The following is a 15,244-nucleotide window of genomic DNA, read 5'->3' on the forward strand; positions in this document are numbered from 1 at the left end:
AGAGAAGAATTAGTTCTCAACAAGCCGGTAAACCCTCACGTAATCCACATACATCCTTGCGGGGAACTTAGTTCTTGCATTTGGTACTCCAGGCCAATTGCCCCCTACGGCCAGGTTGATGATTATATAGAAAGGCTTGTCGAAGACCCATTCATTATCCATAGTCTCCACTTGCTCCTTTGTGACCACATGGTAGAGTTTACCATCGACGTACCACTCTATCCTGTCGGGGAACCACTCTATGGTAAAGACATGGAAGTCTTCTGTAAAGTCGGGAACACCTTCAGGAAGCGTGTAGCTGTTTGTTATTGATCTGCCTCCAGAATAACCCGGCCCATGGACGGTACCGTGCACAGTTCTAGGTTCATGACCGACGAACTCCATTATATCTATCTCCCCACACTGAGGCCAGCCTACTTCACCAATGTTTGTTCCAAGCATCCAGAATGCCGGCCAGAGTCCTTTTCCATTTGGGAGTTTCATTTTTGCTTCAATCCTTGCGGGGGGCTCAACTTCAACTTTACCCTGGGTTTTGAGTCTTGAGGAGGTGTACATGTAAGTTCCGTATTCATCTGTAACCCACTCCTTTCTGGCCTCTATCACGAGGGTTCCGTTCTCGATTCTCGTGTTGTTGGGGGAGTAGTATTCAAGCTCGTAATTTCCCCATCCGGGAATTCCGTATGCGTGGCCGTTCCCTATCTCAAATGTCCAATAATTTTCATTCACTTTTTCCCCTTCGAAGTCATCGTACCATATGAGTTCCCATGTTCTACCGTTTTCCTCTATTGTTTTGGTGATATATGTGGTTTCCGTTGTTGAATTTGTCTGAGTTGATGGGCTTTTTGTGACCGACTCCGCCGGAGATGTTGAGAAAGTCTTTGTTGGGGTATTCCCTCCCTCTATGCACCCACCAATAAAGCCTACGAACACAACCACGAGCACTAAAAGTCCAAAGCTTCTTTTATCCATTTAAATTACCCCCTCGCAGGCTCTTTGACATTGGCTCGGGAAGTTTCTTCAGAGAATTTCACAATGAGCTCGTTGAGTTCTTCTATAAACTTCTCTGTACTTATAACATCCAATCCATACTTTCTGAGAGGGTTATAAGCTTCAGGATGCTCCGTTATAAGAAGGCCGTCTTTTAAAATTGCTGTAACACCCACGAGAATCTCGGAAGAGGGCATTTTCTGTCTGTTTTTCAGGAGTTTATTGGTTATCAATGCGGCTTTAACGATGATTTCATCTTCCAGCGGGACAATGCTATATATCTCCTTTAGCAATCCCATTTCGTATTCAGGGGATTTTCCAAGGAACGCCTTTGCGAGAAGGTATTCGTACACGCTGATTTGGGGGACAAAGATACTAAATTTCATCATTGCGAACTCCAAAAGAGGCCTATTTCTCTTTGTGTGCATCCTTAGGAGTGTAGAGCTGTCAAACACTATTCTATTTGGCAGTGTCATGGGGTTATTCCTCCCACTCTTTCAATTTTTTAAGTATGTCGAGGGCTTTCTCACTTTCTTCATCATCAAGACTTATTTTTTCGATTTTTTTGCCCAGATTGGCAGTGTGCCATGTCTCCAAAAGTATTCTGAGCACCTGGTCATAGGACTTTGCGTCGAGCTTTGCTTTGAGCTTCTTTATTGTGTTCCAGGTTTCTTCATCAACTGCTATGGTCTTCATATCATATCACCCCTGAGGTATTCTTTTCTAATCCTATCTGTTATGCCATCATTCTCTATGATCTCTCTGTACACACCAACACTTTCTTTCCGAGGAATTCTCTCTTTTGTTATCATATCGACTACATAAAGACCAAATCTCATCCTGAAGCCCATGGCCCACTCGTAATTGTCCGTCAGAGCCCAGTGGAAGTAGCCCCGGACATCAAAGCCCTCTTCGATGGCCTTTTCTATGTAATCTATATGCGATGCTATGAAGTAGGGTCTCAAAAGATCTTTGGAATCGGCGATCCCGTTTTCCATTATATATATGGGCTTTCCATAGGACGATGCAGCCTTTATGCTGTTGTATATTCCTTCTGGATAAACCTCCCATCCAATGTCGCTTACGGGGTGTCCATCTAAGGATGATTCATTTGGTGGGCAAGAGTAACCATAGCCAGGTACTCCCTTGAAAGCCGTGATTGGGATTTCCTTGAACTTAGGTTCTGAATGGGTAATAACCTCCCTCGAATAGTATGTCATGCCTATCCAGTCGAGCCGCTTTAAATGGGGTACCTTCAACATTGTTTCCATATCAAATTCAGCATTTAGCTCTCCCTCGGTCAGTGCTTTAAGCAGAAGTCCACTGTGGAAGAAGTCGACCATTTCAGCTGCTTTAACGTCCTTGGGGTTGTTAGGGTCTTTGGGGTAAGATGTTCCCACGTTGTTCGCGATTATTCCAACAGGCGCTTTTGAGAAATTCTTTATTGCTTCATAGGCCCTTGCGTGAGCGTTTATTATGTTAATAATTGCCTTCTTTGCGTTTTCTGGACTTATGACTCCCGGGGGAAATCCCGAATACGGAGCTAGGTAACCAAGCTCAACCATTACCATAGGCTCGTTGAATGTTGTCCACATGTCCACAAGATGCCCAAACTTGTAGGCAAGGTAAGCTGCAAACTTTGTGAACTCTATTATGGAGCGTTGGTTTACCCATCCGTTTCTTTCGTTTTTTAGGTTGGTTTCCCTAGATTCTATTGGATCATGTAGCCATAGAGGATGTGTATAATGGACAATGGTTATAAACACTTTGAATCCCATCTTCTTCAGGTTTGAGAGAACACTCATGTAGTGCTCAACTTCCTCAATGTTTGCAATATTGTTAAGTTCTTCAAGGACTTCTTTGGTGATTTTAACCTCTTTAATCAGCCCGTTACTATCAAGCTCGTAGTCGACGTCAATTCCATAGGTTGCACATGGGAATATTCTGCTCCATTCTAGGTTGAGGGAGTAGGCATTAGCCCCAAGCTTCTTTGCAAGGAGATGATCGATAGGATAAAGTTCGTAGTTATTTATACCTTCTTCGGGCAAATCTCCACTTACAAGTCCTTTTTTTAGATTGGTGGGATCCCTAACCCATTTCCACCAATCACTTCTTATGTCTAGGTGTCTATTGAATCTATCCCCCATTTCGAACTGGAAACCGGACTGAGCAACTCCCCAAAGAAACTCTTTTTCCATCTTCAATCCCCCTCATAACCAGTGAGATGTATCTCCTCAAGTTTCCTATTTAACTCTTCGAACATGATTACCATCTCCTCGTAAGGCTCATCTTTAATGTTTACAAGTCCATAGTTGCTGTTCTCTCCATCAAAGCGGCCTTCCTTGGGCTGGTCTGACCACTTGAACCAGTGATAGCCGACTGCGTATGGGAGCTTCATGAAGCTCTCTATGAATTTTCTCGTATATTCAGCCCTCTCTTTTTGAGTTTGAACTGTTATTCCTGCTCCTCTTGTGTTTGGAAGACCAGAATCCATAGCCCTAAAAGAGAATTCCGTTATCATTATAGGTCTTCCCGTGATGTTATGAATGTGGTCAAGGTACTCTTTTGGAGCCACCTCAAAGTTATAGAGGTTGAGGGATATTACATCAACATATTTCCCTGCAACTTCAAAAACGACATCTGGTGGCCTGATGAATGGAGCTACTGCGAATCTTACTCCCAATATGAGATGGTTTGGATCAACTTCCCGTATAGCTTTTGTAACTACACTAAAGTACCTTTCCGCATACCGTCTTGCAAACTCCCGTCTAGCCTCATTAAATGGAGCACTCGATGGGAGCTTCCCAGTGTAGTTAAGCAAATCATCAAAAGATGTATAACTTGTTTTAAGCTCTTCGTTTAGCTTGGAGATATCCCCATTGAAAATATCTTTTATGACATCCACTGCTACTCGTTTTCCGGGAGCGTCTGGGGGAAGTTTTATGAAATCGTCCAAAAGATGATTGCCGGATCTCCAGTCCGGACCCCAACGCAGTTCATTATCTGTAAAATATCCTATTATCAAAGGATCATCCTTGAGGGGAGCGACTTTAAAGGAGACTGCCTTTTTTACGTACTCTTCAAAATCTTTCTCGAATATATCTGGCATGGCTCCACTTTCCCAGTTAAAACCGTAACTTGCTCCTATATCAAGAAGGAGAGTGTAAGGAAGCATTACATAAAGTTCAGGAGAAGACCAAGCGCCAACAGTATTGAAACCCCACTCAACGAACCTTCTGGTTGTGGTGTTAATCCACCCTTCTATACTCCCGTATTTTCTAAGGACATTAAGATAGTAAGGAGAGTAACCAAGTGCGGGTGAATGATCTCCGAGGTAATTTATTGCGTTTACACCTTTAGATACAAAAACATAACCTTCAGGATCAACAAGCCAGTATTTTCCGTTTATAACTTCTACTCTAAAGTAACCTGAGCTTTCAACCCTCAATTCCTTCCATCCTCCAAACTTGGAATATCCTTCCGGAAACTCCACTTGGGGTTTTATTCTCTCTTCGCTTTGAGTTGTCGTGGTTGAAGTTTCTATATAAGTAGTAGTGGTTTTTTCAGTAGTTTTAGAGGTGGAAGTAGTTTGGTTTCCTCCAAGACATCCTAGGAATAATGTGGAAATCAGGATTACTCCGAGGATCATGCCATAAACTGCTTTTCTCAAATTCACATACCCCCTTTAAAATTAAAATAAAATTTAAAAATAGAAAGCTAAAGTTTCCTCCTTAGTACCAGCGGAATCATTACTAGTCCCAAAAGAGCTGCTGGACCACAAATTCCTCCAGCGCTTTCGGTGACTGTCTCGGTCTCAGTGAGTGTCTCTGTGACTTTTTCGGTCTTGGTAGTCGTTTTGGTTTCGGTTATGGTCTTTGTTTCAGTAACGGTCTGGGTTGTCTTGATGATCTTTGGTGCTTCGCTTGGGGAAAGCACAGTTGCGTCGTAAATTATCCATCCGTATTCGAAGCTTGTCCCCTCGCTTCCGCTGTAGGAGCCTATTGAAATTGACGTCCATTGCTGGTTCTCCACCGGCATACCGAAGAAGTCGAAAAGCTGTTCAACGACCTTGTCTATCATGGGTTTGATATCAATAACCACCTCTCCAGAAGTTGGAAGTGGCTCCTGTGGCATGAAGAGTAGTACACCCCATCCGCCTCCGGAAAGAGCCCTTTGAACAGTAAACTTTGCATTAGTATTAAGTTCTCCGTTTATGATTACTGTTGAGGTTACCTCACCAATTTCCGTTACATCACCAACAATTCCTCCGAAGTCGTCAAAGAATGGCACATATATTTCTCCGATTGGAGCTCCAGTGGCTGGGTCTTCGAACCATATGTTTATCCCGAACCTTACCAAGGTGTCATCTCTCTTGGACACGTCATACTTAACCTTCACCCACATGCTATCATAGCTGGAGAGCTCTGAGGCTGGAAGCGGAAGCTGAAGGTAATCATAGCCCCCGACAGGTGCTTTATCCCCCCACCACTGGGCAGGTGCTCTTCCGTCTATTATAACCTCTGGAGTTGCCCAAGCTATCCCGCCCCACTGTGTCTCAACGTTCTCGAGGTTAACGTAGAAGGCGAAATCTTCGGTTGCTTTGACAAACCTCATAAAGACTTCTCCTTGGCCACCAATGATGTTCCAGAAGTTGGTTTGCATCCAGACGGTTCTACCATCACTTAACTGGATTGGTTCCTCAAGCCACTGATCCCACCAAGTGAATTGGATCTCTCCTTCCTCTGCAGTTGAAGCCACAGCCTTTATATCCTCAAGGCTGGCGGCTGTTGCCATCCCGGCGAAAACCGCCAATACCATAAATACTCCCAGTAGCTTTTTGAGAGTTTCACTCATGGGGAATCACCACTTATAAATTGCACCCATTACATATAAACTTTTTCAAAATTATAGAATACTACATAAATTATAATAACTCAATGGTAAAATGATAGAAATTAAAGAAAAAATGGAGTCAGCCAATTGACGGAACATCCTCGGGCTTAACTACCCTGACGTCATGGATTATCCATCCGTACTGGAAGCCTGTGCCTTTACTGCCGCTGTAAGAGCCAACTGCCATTGACACCCAAGTGTTTTCTTTCCCGATGATTTTGGCGATCTCAGCCACTAGTGGCTTTACGTCTATGTAGACCTCTCCTGAAGGTACTGGGTCTTCAGGTATGAACTCAAAGCTCCACCAGTTGCCCGGATTCCAGCCTCTCTGGAGTGTAAAGCTGGCTTGGGTAGCTCTTCCATTGATTACCATGGTGGTCGTGACCTCCCCGAGGTTCTCTTTGTCACTGAGAACTAGTCCTCCAAAGTCATCGAAGAAGGGGATGTAAACCTCTGCCGCGGGCCATCCTTCGATGTTCTCGAACCATATGCCAATGCCAAACCTCACCAGTGTATCGCTCCTCTTTGTCACGTTGTAATCCACCTTGACCCATATACTATCGTAGTTGTTGATTTCACTGGCCTTGAGCGGAAGGTCGAAGAATCCGTAGCCTCCCACCTTAGGCTTGCCTCCCCACCATACTGCAGGTGATCTTCCAGCGAAGATGACTTCTGGAGTTGCCCAGGCTATTCCGCCCCACTGTGTCTCAACCTTCTCTAGGTTAACGTAGAAGGCGAACTCGTCTGTTCTGTGGATATAACGCATGAAGACTTCTCCTTGGCCACCAATGATGTTCCAGAAGTTGGTTTGCATCCAGACGGTTCTACCATCACTTAACTGGATTGGTTCCTCAAGCCACTGATCCCACCAAGTGAACTGAATGTCACCCGGCCCCTTGGTGGAAGCTATGCTCCAAAATTCCTTGAACTTTGTTGAGAAGATCACATTCTCTTCTAACTCTTCGGTGGCCTCTTTGATCAACCAATAGGCGTTTTTAATGTATTTTACCACTTTTAAATCGCCTTTTGGATATGAGATGGCGTTCATATATTCATTCTCAGCCTGAGTTTTGAGTTCCTCAGCTTTTTCAATGAGTTCAGGTTCAATGTTCAAATATTGTGCCTCTAAAAGAAGTGACTCGTATTCTTTCAAGAGGGAATGGTATTTCAGGGAATACTCACTGACCTCCTTGGCTGCTCTCATGAACAGGAAGGCCTTTCTTAAGTGGACAAACACTCTAAGATTGCCTGCTTGGGTGTAGACCGCCCCTCCGGATATTCTAGAGGCCTCGGAGTATTCTTTCTCTCCGAGCTCCTTTAGGGTCTGGGCAATTGCAGTTAAGTTGTCATTAAGAGACGAGAGATTTTCTTTAAGGATCATGTATTTGTTCAAGTCCCTTTGGTAGTTGAAATAGTAATAGAAACCAAGCACTGTGAAAATATTGGAAGCTTCGGTTGGCTTCTCTTCAAGTTTCTTTTCAGGTGTTGGGGGAGCGGTGAGCTGGATGACTCTGGCATCATACAGTATCCATCCGAGCTCGAAGTTGTTCCCGTTGCTTCCGGTGTAGGTTCCAAATGCTAAGGAGCTCCATATTATGTCCCCCTCAGTGTAGTCCGAGTACTCGTCAGCGATTATCTCTTTAACCACCTTATCAACGACAGGCCTTAGGTCAACAATGACCTCGCCTGAAGTCGCGAGTGGCTTCTCGGGTATGAAGTCAAAGGCAAAGTTGTTCCAGTTCCAAGCCTTCTGCACTCTGAAAGTAACGTTTTTGGCTTCTCCATTGATGCGCACGGTGAGCGTTACGCTCCCGACATCGGCAGGAGGGAACTGGGCACCCACGATTCCACCGTAGTCGTCAAAGAATGAGATGTAGACCTCTGCGAGCTGGTAACCATCTTGCTTCTCAAACCACATCATGAATCATGGCCTTACGAGGGTGTTCTCACTCTTAACGAGCTCAAAGTCAACCTTGGCCAGTATGCTGGCATAGTTCGTTCTATCCTTGGCGGGCATTGGGAGGTCAAACCACCCATAGCCTCCTGCTCTTGGAAGCGGAGTCCCGCCGCTGAGGCTTGGAGGAACCCTACCGGCCAGGACAACGTTTGGGGTTGCCCAAGCTATCCCACCGTACCGTGTTTGGATATTGGTCATGTTGACATAGAATACTACTGTATCCTCAGAACTTATGAACCTCATGTAGTTCTCGCCATCCCCACCGGCTATGTTCCAGAAGTTAGGCTCAACCCAGAGGGTGGTGTTATCGCTTCTCGTGACCAGTTGACCTGGCCATGTGCATACCTGCCTTGTTACCCCATTGTCGTCGTAGGGGGGAGCCCAGTAGTCACCAGATGTCCACTGGAGGACAACATCTCCCGGTTCTGCCTCGGTCGAGAGGTTTTTGACCTTGTAGAAGAGGGCCTCCTTTAGGGATTCAAATACTCCAGCTTCTTTCAGGATCCATCCGAGCTCGAAGCTGTTCCCGTTGCTTCCGGTGTAGGTTCCAAAACCTATGGAAGTCCAGGTTATCTGGTCTGCTGTCCAGTCGGAGTACGGGTCATCCACGATGGCTTGTATTGATCTCTCAGCGAATGGTGTGACGTTCAGGGTGACTGAGCCTCCCGTTGTTATGGGTTCTGTTGGAACGAACTTAATGACGAAGTGGTCTGCATTCCATGCTCTTTGGACTTTAAACTCCACTTCTTTGGGGGCCCCGTTTACGTAAACCGTAGCTGTAAGTGTTCCTATGTCTGCGGGTGGGTACTGGAGGTTCTTTTCATGATCATCGTAGAAGAAATCATCTTGGAATGCTATGTAGACTTCTGCAAGGGGCCAGGCTTTGCCAGTCCCGTATGGATCCCAGTCTGGGCTTTCAAACCACATTATTAAGCCGGTTCTTGCAAGGGTTTCTTCGCTTTTGGCCATTTCGAAGTCAACGCGGGCCCATACTTCTCCGAGGGTTGACACATCGGCCCCATTTACAGGAAGGCTGAAGAAGTCGTAACCTCCAACGAGTGGCTTGTCACCCCACCATGCTGCTGGTGCTCTTCCTACGAAGATGACGTTTGGAGTGGCCAGGGCGTCTATGGGGGAAGTGCTGCCGTCCCACCTTGGGGCAGTTTCAGTGTACGTTCTTTCAATGTTGCTCATGTTTGCGTAGAATGCTATTGTATCTTCTGAGCTTATGAACCTCATGTAGTTCTCGCCGTCACCGCTGGCTATGTTCCAGAAGTTAGGTTCCATGTAAATTGTTGTCCCATCACTCCTCTGAACAATCTGCCCCGGCCAAGGATTGCTTGGGGACCACTGAAGGGTTATGTCTCCCTGCTCTGACGACTTTGCTACTTCCTTAATCTCGGAAAGAGTAGTTGCTGCAACATATCCTCCAAGTAGAACCAATATCAAAAAGACCCCAGTTAAGTGCTTCAGTTTCCCTCTTAATGCCATTGATGATCACCAAAATACATTATGATGAAGTTATATATAAGATTTACCTAAAGCTATAACTAAGGAACCAGAATTATAATTTTGAAAAAATTTATAAGTTATGAGCCCTATAGTCCCGTAGGGAATATTAAAAATTTACTCGGGGGTATGGGAATGAACGACTCAAAAAGAAAGTTGATAACTAGTTTCGGAATTTTTTTGATTTTTATGGCAATGTTACCGTCTGCAAGCGCGCAAGTCTCTCTTCCAAGGGAAGACACGGTTTTCGTGACCGGTGCGCAATGGAGCCCTGCATCAACGTGGAACCTGTTCTCGCCATCCCAGACGTGGGGAACATACACATCGGGCGGATTCATGTATCTACCGCTCTTTCAGTACATAGCAGGTCTCAACATGTGGGTCCCCATAATAGGTGAGAGCTTTGAGCTCGTAAACGAGACAACTCTCCTCGTTTACCTCAGACCTGAAGCAAAATGGAGTGATGGAAAGCCCATTACTGCGGAGGACGTTGAATATACTTACAAACTCTCCAGAGAAGTTGGTTCTGGGCCTGCTGCAGGTTCAGAGCCCTACATCAGCGATGTTAAGGTAATTGATACACACACAGTTCAGTTCACAATTGGAGAGGAAAAGAACCTTCCTATGTTCTTGCTTTATGCTCTCCAGTTTGCCCCTGCACCGAAGCATATCATTGAGCAAGTATATGAAAAAGTTGGAGCAGATATCATAAACTGGAGAAACTGTGGTGGAACATGTGATGACATAGTCTCCACAGAGAGTGGAGATGTAAGGATAGATCTCCCCCAAGTAGTCTCGGGTCCCTACAAGCTGTACTACTTTGATGAACTCAGAATTGTCTATGAGAGAATAGACGATTGGTGGGGGAAAGACATCTTTGGACTACCGGGTCCAAAGTACCTAGTTCACAGAATCTACCTAAGTAATGAGCAGGCACTTCTGGACCTTAGACAGGGAAATGTTGACTGGTCGGGCATATTTATTCCAAATGTCGGTAACTTCAAGGAAATAGGCACGTTCTATAAGAGTAAACCTTACTTTAGGCCAGGAGCTTTTGTTATGCTCTACTTAAATCACAGGGATCCGATTTTCCAGGACACCAACTTAAGAAAAGCTATTGCCTATGCAATAGACTATCAAGAGGTCCTAACCAAAGCATTCTACGGTTATTCAGAGCAACCTTCAATGTCTTTGGTGTTTACGGTATTTCCCCACTATAGGATGTGGCTCAACACTACCCTTGCTCAAGAGTATTTCAGCAATCCCGAGGGCAGGATACAGACCAACAAGGAGTTCGCAAAGCAGATTCTTGCTCAGGCGGGATATAAGGATGTGGATGGTGATGATTATCTTGAAACTCCCACTGGTGAAAAGATCGAGCTTAACATAATAATACCAACCGGATGGACAGACTGGATGATTGCAGCCGATTTGATTGCAAGTGACCTCCAGGACATTGGACTTAACGTCGTGGCAAACCCAGTGGATTACGGTGCCTACTGGGGTATGGTAAACTCTGCTGGATACACCCTGGCCCTTGGATGGACAAGCTCCCCGTCCTTCTATCATCCATGGGACACCTACCGGTATGTTCTTGATCCAAGACTCACTCCCCCAACCGGGAACTGGGGCTTCTATAACAACTCCAAGGCTTTGGAGTTCCTCGTTCAGGCAGCAAAGGCTGAGACCTCGGAAGAGCTCATGAAATACTACACTGAAGTTCAAAGACTCATATATGAGGAAGTCCCTGCTATCCCAATTGCCTATTCGGTTCAGTGGTACGCTTACAGTGAAAAGTACTGGAAGGGATGGCCAAATGAAGACAACCCGTGGTGGACCGAAGTCGCTCCATACAGAGAGTACTCCCTACCACTCTGGCTCACTTTTGGTTTATCAAAAAGTGGAGAAGAGATTAAACCGCCACAGTGGGCCAAGCCCAAAGATGAAGGAGGAATTTTAATACCGAACAAAGAACTCCTCAGTCAGCTTACAGAAGTTTTTGTTCCCGAGATTACGCCAACCGAGACGTTTTCGACTTCATCCGCTTCGGAAACTGAGCCTCAATCACCCAGTGAACCACAAGAGCCGAGTAGAAGTTCAGGATTCATTATAGGGCTTGTAGGAATTATCATAGTAGTCATTATAATTGTGATAGGTGCCAGAAAACTTCTCAAATGATAGGTGGTAGTGATGAGACCATTATACAGGTATTTCCTCATTAAACTTTCTTTTTTACTCGCTACGTACTTTGTTGCCGTTAGTATCGCATTCTTTCTGCCCAGAATAGCTCCGGGCAATCCAGTGCAGCAGATTATAGCAGGACTATCCCAGGGTTCGCTCTCACCTGAGCTGCTCGATCAATATCAAAGGAGGCTTATAGAGGAGTTTGGGTTAAACAAGCCCCTCCATGTTCAGTATTTAGAATTCCTTAAAAACGCATTTTCAGGGAATCTGGGGACTTCGATATCTTCATTCAGACAGCCCGTGACGAAGTTAATAGCTTGGCATCTACCTTGGACGCTACTCCTGCTCATACCGGCTACCTTGGTTTCATGGGCCGTTGGAAACTATCTCGGTGCAAGGGCGGCTTACAGAAGAGGCACATTGTTCGAAAAGATCACTGTCTCAACGGGCATAATAACCTCCCAAATTCCATATTACTGGATGGCCATGGTTCTCATATTCGCCTTCGCAATTAAGCTTGGATGGGTGCCCTCGGGTTCAGCCTATGACCCAACTTTAGCTCCCTCCTTCAGCTGGGAGTTCATAAAAAGCTACCTCCGTCATTACATACTTCCATTCTTATCCATAGCCCTTGTGAGTACTGGAGGATGGATAATAGGCATGAGAGTCTTAGCAACAATGGAACTTGGGTCAACGTACGTCAATTTTTCCGAGAGGCTCAACGTTAGCAACGAGATTATATTTAGATATGTCCTCAGGAATTCCCTGCTCCCACAAGTGACAGGAATAGCAATCCAGTTGGGAACGGTTATGGCCGGACAGATTATCACGGAGCAAATTTTCAACTACCAGGGTATGGGTATCCTTCTTGCTAGGGCACTTGGAACGAGGGATTATCCATTGATACAAGGGATCTTTCTCATTCTGATAGGAACACTCCTGCTTGCGAACTTCATAGTGGAGTTCATCTACGTGCTAATAGATCCAAGAATAAGGCTTGGAGCAAGGGAGTGAGGTGATTAATTATGAACAAGGAAATACTTTATGTACTCTTCAGAAATAATAGGTTCTCCATAGGGTTCGCCATATTGATGTTTGAAATCCTTTTAGCTTTATTTGGTGCCTATCTCTACCCCGTGGATCCTTTTAAGCCTGCTGGGCCTCCGGCAGTTCCACCAAGTAGTGAGTATCTTCTCGGAACAGATCAGTTTGGAAGGGATATCCTTGCACAGGTGGTAATAGGTATAAGGAACTCTCTCTATGTAGGAGCCCTTACGGGATTATTCTCGATTCTCATAGGACTCATAATCGGAATTGTGGCTGGAATAAAAGGTGGGCTCATAGATGAAACGTTAATGGCCTTTACTAACGTTGTCATTACAATACCCAACGTCCTTCTAGCCATTATCATAGCGACCTACCTCGGCCTTGAGCATTCAGGACTCACATTGGTGGCTGCGATAATATCGCTGACTGCTTGGCCGTGGTTTGCGAGAGCAATAAGGGCACAGTTAATCAGTCTAAGGGAAAGGGACTTCGTTAACTTTTCCAAGATGACAGGTTACAGTGATCTTAAGATAGCAGTTTTTGACCTATTCCCCTACGTGACTACCTACACCATAGTTTCCTTTGTCACTTTCATGAACATAGGGATAAACGCAGAGGTTGGGCTCAGCATACTAGGATTAACACCAATTCAAATAATGACCCTCGGAAAGATGCTCTACTTCGCAGCAGTTACTCAGTCGTACTTCCTCGGTCACTGGTGGGTCTTCATACCTCCGGGAATACTTCTAGTGGCTCTTTCGACTTCACTGCTCTTGATAGCTACGGGAATAGAACAGGTATTTAACCCAAGACTGAGGGAGATGTGAGGTGTGAACGATGGACAAAAGAATGGTTCTTGAGGAGTTAAGGGCATACTATCGTCAACTCAAGGGAACGACCGAGTATCTCGTGAAGGCAGTGGATGGCGTTAATTTAGAAGTGTACAAGAAAGACATCCTTGGTCTTGTTGGTGAGAGCGGGTGTGGTAAGTCTACCCTCGCCAAAACCATGATGATAGATTTGACCCCCCCGTTGCAATATATGGGAGGTAGACTTGAGATTATAAGCAGAGATGGGGAAAGGTTTGAGATAGGTCAATTCAAAAGCAGAGATGAAGTTAAAAGACGTCTTTGGGGTAAACATATAACTTATGTCCCGCAAGACGCCCTGAACGCTCTCATGCCCACAATAAGGATTAAAAAAATTGCCTATGATGTTCTTCGCTCGCATAACAATGACATTAACTTCCAAGAAGCAGTGAAAACCACAAAAGAGCGGCTTGCTGAGCTTGACCTCCCTGACTATGTGGTTGAACTCTACCCCTTCCAGCTGAGCGGAGGGATGAGACAGCGAGTAGTGTTGGCCATGGCAACGCTTCTGAACCCGGAAATCCTTATAGTAGACGAGCCGACATCAGCACTCGATGTAACTACTCAGAAAATAGTCTTAAAGTCTCTCCTCAAGCTCAGGAAGTTAAATCTCGTGGACAGCATCATATTTATAACACATGATATAGCCACGGTGAGACAGATAGCAAACCGCATAGTGGTTATGTACGCCGGAAAGATAGTTGAAGTGGGTCCAGTAGATTCCGTAATTAGGGATCCTCTCCATCCCTACACGAAAGGTCTCATCGATTCTGTTACATCCATAGAGCCGGAGAAGAGGGAGAAGGGTATCTCCTACATCCCGGGACAGCCACCCAATCTTATAGATCCTCCAAAAGGATGTCGTTTCCATCCAAGATGTCCATATGCTATGGATGTTTGCAAGAAAGAGGAGCCAGGGGTTGTTGAAGTTGGAAAAACTCAAGTAGCGTGCTGGCTTTACGAAGGAGGTAGGAAAAATGACTAGAGAGATGCTCATCTGTGATAACGTCACGAAAGTATTCACATCAGGCTTCATCAAAAAAATAGTGGTCAAAGCGGTTGACAACGTGTCCTTTACGGTTAAAGAGGGCGAGATAATATCCCTGATAGGACAGAGCGGTTCTGGAAAAACCACTCTTGGAAAGATAATACTCCGGCTTATCCCTCCTACTTCTGGAAGGGTGCTTTTTTACGGGAGGGATATTTGGAAGGAGATAAAAACCAAAGAGGAGCGCAAAGAGTACTGGAGACAGGTGCACGCGGTCTTCCAGAACCCTATGGGGAGCTTTAACACTTTCTACAAGGTAGATAGAGTCCTAAACCAAGCTCTTGAGCTCATAGGTGTTGAACCCAATTCAGAGGAGGGCATACGCCTAAAAGAAGAGTCTCTTAAGGCAGTGGGCCTAAATCCAGGGGAGATCCTTGGAAAATATCCTCACCAGCTCTCTGGGGGTCAGGTTCAGAGGGTCATGATATCAAGAAGCTGGATTCTAAAGCCAAAGCTGTTAATCGCTGACGAAGCAGTTTCAATGCTGGACGTGTCAACGAGGGGTAGGATAGTAGAGATTTTCAAGGATCTCCGCAACAAGCTTGGAAGTTCTATAATATTCATATCCCATGACATAGGCTTATCCTACTTCATCTCTGACAGGGTCTTCATAATGTACAAGGGAAAGATCGTGGAGGCGGGGACACCTCAAGAAGTTATTGATAACCCGCAGCATGAATACACTAAGACGCTCGTAGAAAGTGTTCCAACCGTTTACAGGAAATGGGAGGACTTTATGGAGGTGTGAAA

Annotated in this window: 13 protein-coding genes; 5 read left to right on the top strand and 8 right to left on the bottom strand. The window is 45.3% G+C overall.

Features of this window, described 5'->3' with window-relative positions; all coding sequences use genetic code 11:
• Window positions 1-9 precede the first annotated feature (9 nt).
• The 8 genes from TSIB_RS01565 to TSIB_RS01600 all read right to left on the bottom strand — a co-directional run bounded on the left by TSIB_RS01565 (window position 10) and on the right by TSIB_RS01600 (window position 9,328).
• Entirely contained in the window at window positions 10-969 is a 960-nt protein-coding gene (locus TSIB_RS01565) for a glycoside hydrolase family 16 protein (RefSeq protein ID WP_015848607.1), read from the bottom strand.
• 5 nt (window positions 970-974) lie between these two features.
• The gene (locus TSIB_RS01570; RefSeq protein WP_048160162.1) at window positions 975-1,463 is read right to left on the bottom strand and encodes a PIN domain-containing protein; all 489 of its coding nucleotides are present in this window, start codon (window positions 1,461-1,463) and stop codon (window positions 975-977) included.
• Window positions 1,464-1,467: 4 nt separating this feature from the next.
• The gene (locus TSIB_RS01575) at window positions 1,468-1,683 is read right to left on the bottom strand and encodes a hypothetical protein (RefSeq protein WP_015848609.1); all 216 of its coding nucleotides are present in this window, start codon (window positions 1,681-1,683) and stop codon (window positions 1,468-1,470) included.
• On the bottom strand, window positions 1,680-3,185 hold the full coding sequence (gene bgaS / locus TSIB_RS01580; protein ID WP_015848610.1) for a beta-galactosidase BgaS: 1,506 nt from the start codon (window positions 3,183-3,185) through the stop codon (window positions 1,680-1,682). Before bgaS ends, TSIB_RS01575 begins: the two co-directional genes overlap by 4 nt.
• A gap of 2 nt (window positions 3,186-3,187) precedes the next feature.
• Window positions 3,188-4,663 carry a glycoside hydrolase 5 family protein gene (locus TSIB_RS01585; protein WP_015848611.1) on the bottom strand — a complete coding sequence of 492 codons (1,476 nt, stop codon included), beginning with the start codon at window positions 4,661-4,663 and terminating at the stop codon, window positions 3,188-3,190.
• Window positions 4,664-4,704: 41 nt separating this feature from the next.
• The gene (locus tag TSIB_RS01590) at window positions 4,705-5,841 is read right to left on the bottom strand and encodes a CGP-CTERM sorting domain-containing protein (protein ID WP_015848612.1); all 1,137 of its coding nucleotides are present in this window, start codon (window positions 5,839-5,841) and stop codon (window positions 4,705-4,707) included.
• A 118-nt stretch (window positions 5,842-5,959) separates the two neighbouring features.
• Window positions 5,960-7,675, bottom strand: a complete 1,716-nt coding sequence (locus TSIB_RS01595; protein ID WP_148206145.1) for a hypothetical protein — start codon at window positions 7,673-7,675, stop codon at window positions 5,960-5,962.
• A 129-nt stretch (window positions 7,676-7,804) separates the two neighbouring features.
• Complete coding sequence (locus tag TSIB_RS01600; RefSeq protein ID WP_015848614.1) at window positions 7,805-9,328, bottom strand: hypothetical protein; 1,524 nt, start codon at window positions 9,326-9,328, stop codon at window positions 7,805-7,807.
• A gap of 207 nt (window positions 9,329-9,535) precedes the next feature.
• Here TSIB_RS01600 and TSIB_RS01605 point away from each other — a divergent pair, with 207 nt between their 5' ends.
• Genes TSIB_RS01605 through TSIB_RS01625 form a run of 5 tightly spaced genes read left to right on the top strand, consistent with a single transcriptional unit; the run spans window position 9,536 to window position 15,242 of the window.
• The gene (locus tag TSIB_RS01605) at window positions 9,536-11,524 is read left to right on the top strand and encodes an ABC transporter substrate-binding protein (protein WP_228359819.1); all 1,989 of its coding nucleotides are present in this window, start codon (window positions 9,536-9,538) and stop codon (window positions 11,522-11,524) included.
• Between the two features lie 12 nt (window positions 11,525-11,536).
• Window positions 11,537-12,544 carry an ABC transporter permease gene (locus TSIB_RS01610; RefSeq protein ID WP_015848616.1) on the top strand — a complete coding sequence of 336 codons (1,008 nt, stop codon included), beginning with the start codon at window positions 11,537-11,539 and terminating at the stop codon, window positions 12,542-12,544.
• An 11-nt stretch (window positions 12,545-12,555) separates the two neighbouring features.
• Window positions 12,556-13,404, top strand: coding sequence for an ABC transporter permease (locus TSIB_RS01615; protein WP_015848617.1), 849 nt, complete (start codon window positions 12,556-12,558; stop codon window positions 13,402-13,404).
• A gap of 10 nt (window positions 13,405-13,414) precedes the next feature.
• Window positions 13,415-14,431 carry an ABC transporter ATP-binding protein gene (locus TSIB_RS01620; RefSeq protein ID WP_015848618.1) on the top strand — a complete coding sequence of 339 codons (1,017 nt, stop codon included), beginning with the start codon at window positions 13,415-13,417 and terminating at the stop codon, window positions 14,429-14,431.
• Window positions 14,424-15,242 carry an ABC transporter ATP-binding protein gene (locus TSIB_RS01625; protein WP_015848619.1) on the top strand — a complete coding sequence of 273 codons (819 nt, stop codon included), beginning with the start codon at window positions 14,424-14,426 and terminating at the stop codon, window positions 15,240-15,242. The genes TSIB_RS01620 and TSIB_RS01625 overlap by 8 nt, the downstream gene beginning before the upstream one ends.
• The last annotated feature ends 2 nt before the right edge of the window (window positions 15,243-15,244 follow it).

The sequence above is a fragment of the Thermococcus sibiricus MM 739 genome (assembly GCF_000022545.1).
Lineage (GTDB): Archaea > Methanobacteriota_B > Thermococci > Thermococcales > Thermococcaceae > Thermococcus_A > Thermococcus_A sibiricus.

Excerpts from the sequence above, each read along its gene's own strand:
- TSIB_RS01565 (WP_015848607.1), bottom strand. The coding sequence starts at position 969 with ATGGATAAAAGAAGCTTTGGACTTTTAGTGCTCGTGGTTGTGTTCGTA.
- TSIB_RS01570 (WP_048160162.1), bottom strand. The coding sequence starts at position 1,463 with ATGACACTGCCAAATAGAATAGTGTTTGACAGCTCTACACTCCTAAGG.
- TSIB_RS01575 (WP_015848609.1), bottom strand. The coding sequence starts at position 1,683 with ATGAAGACCATAGCAGTTGATGAAGAAACCTGGAACACAATAAAGAAG.
- bgaS (WP_015848610.1), bottom strand. The coding sequence starts at position 3,185 with ATGGAAAAAGAGTTTCTTTGGGGAGTTGCTCAGTCCGGTTTCCAGTTC.
- TSIB_RS01590 (WP_015848612.1), bottom strand. The coding sequence starts at position 5,841 with ATGAGTGAAACTCTCAAAAAGCTACTGGGAGTATTTATGGTATTGGCG.
- TSIB_RS01600 (WP_015848614.1), bottom strand. The coding sequence starts at position 9,328 with ATGGCATTAAGAGGGAAACTGAAGCACTTAACTGGGGTCTTTTTGATA.
- TSIB_RS01605 (WP_228359819.1), top strand. The coding sequence starts at position 9,536 with ATGGCAATGTTACCGTCTGCAAGCGCGCAAGTCTCTCTTCCAAGGGAA.
- TSIB_RS01610 (WP_015848616.1), top strand. The coding sequence starts at position 11,537 with ATGAGACCATTATACAGGTATTTCCTCATTAAACTTTCTTTTTTACTC.
- TSIB_RS01615 (WP_015848617.1), top strand. The coding sequence starts at position 12,556 with ATGAACAAGGAAATACTTTATGTACTCTTCAGAAATAATAGGTTCTCC.
- TSIB_RS01620 (WP_015848618.1), top strand. The coding sequence starts at position 13,415 with ATGGACAAAAGAATGGTTCTTGAGGAGTTAAGGGCATACTATCGTCAA.
- TSIB_RS01625 (WP_015848619.1), top strand. The coding sequence starts at position 14,424 with ATGACTAGAGAGATGCTCATCTGTGATAACGTCACGAAAGTATTCACA.